A 1,415-nucleotide genomic window follows, 5' to 3' on the forward strand; every position below is an offset into this window, starting at 1 on the left:
GGTCAACCGATCGGTTGACCCCCGGGTGGGCCCGACGGGTCACAATGAGGACGTCTGCCCAGTTCAGCGACCACGTGACGGCAGTACGAGAGGGAGGCGCCCCCAGTGGACCCGCGTACCCCGGGCCCCGGCCTCCGCGCGTCGGACCCCGCATCGCGCACGTCGGACCGCGGTCTCCGCACCGCCTCGGACCCCGGCCCCCGCCTCGCGGACCCCGACGCCCGCTGGCTCGCGGCCGTCATGCACGCGACGTTCTATCTGCTCCTCGCGACGTCCCTGGCCCGCTTCCTGCTGCGCCACCCCGGCGGCGCGCGCGTCCCGTGGATCATCGCGCTCTCGGTGGTCCTCGCGGTCCTCTACGCCCTGCCGTTCCTGACCGGGGGTCCCCCGGCCACGCCGCTGGGCACCCCGCCGAGGAGACGCGCCACGCCCCGGCACCTCACCTGGCTCGCGCTGGTCGTCGCGGTCTGGCTGGTCCTCGTCGTCCTGGCGCCGAGCTTCGGCTGGTGCGCGGTGCCGCTCTTCTACACGGGCCTGCGGACGCTGCCGCCGCGCGCGGCCCTGGCGCTGGTGGCCGTCCTGACCGGCTGCGTGATCGCGTCGCAGCTGCGGCTCGCGGGCCGCTACGACCCGGACCTGATCCTCGGGCCGCCCGCCGTCTCGGCGATCGCGACGGCGGTCTTCACCTACATGCGGCGCCAGGCGGCCCGCCAGCGCGACCTGATCGACGACCTGATCCGCACCCGCCGCGAACTCGCCGCCACCGAACGGCGCGAGGGCACGCTGGCCGAGCGCCAGCGGCTGTCCATGGAGATCCACGACACCCTCGCGCAGGGCCTGTCCAGCCAGCAGATGCTGCTCCAGGCGGCCGACCGGGTCTGGGACACCGACCCGGCGAAGGCCCGCGCCCACGTCCGCACCGCCGAGTCGATNNCGGAGGGCGCGCCGGTGCCGCTGCCGGACCGGGTCAGCTCGGCACTGCTCCGCATCGCGCAGGGCGCCCTGGCGAACGTACGCGAACACGCGGACGCGACCACGGCGGCGCTCACCCTCACGCTCCTCGACGACCAGGTGGTCCTCGACATCGCGGACGACGGCCGCGGCTTCACCCCGCCGTCCGCCGCCGGGGCGCCGGCGGGCGNNGCCGCCCAGCTGGGCGGCACACTGACGATCGAGTCGGCGCCGGGCGAAGGCGCGGTCCTGTCCGTAGCGATCCCCTTGGAGCCGCAGCCATGAACACCGCAGCGCCCCGCCCCGTCCGCCTGCTGGTCTGCGACGACCACGTCGTCGTCCGCGCGGGCCTGCTCGCCCTGCTCGGCAGCGCGCCGGACATCGAGGTGGTCGGGGAGGCGGGCACGGGCGAAGAGGCCGTGGCCCTCGCCGCGAAGCTGACACCGGACGTCGTCCTGATGGAC

Annotated in this window: 2 protein-coding genes and 1 pseudogene; all 3 read left to right on the forward strand. The window is 75.5% G+C overall.

The window, feature by feature from the left end:
- Positions 1 to 105 precede the first annotated feature (105 nt).
- The coding region (locus tag AOK22_RS38890; protein ID WP_425264123.1) for a histidine kinase at positions 106 to 932 on the forward strand (827 nt) is incomplete at its 3' end.
- Positions 933 to 934: 2 nt separating this feature from the next.
- Positions 935 to 1,141, forward strand: a pseudogene (locus AOK22_RS43635) (sensor histidine kinase); the annotation flags it as partial.
- A gap of 91 nt (positions 1,142 to 1,232) precedes the next feature.
- On the forward strand, positions 1,233 to 1,415 hold a 183-nt coding region (locus tag AOK22_RS38895), incomplete at its 3' end, for a response regulator transcription factor (protein ID WP_157872440.1).

Origin of the sequence: Streptomyces silaceus, assembly GCF_001419745.1 — a bacterium.
Taxonomy (GTDB): Bacteria; Actinomycetota; Actinomycetes; order Streptomycetales; family Streptomycetaceae; genus Streptomyces; species Streptomyces silaceus.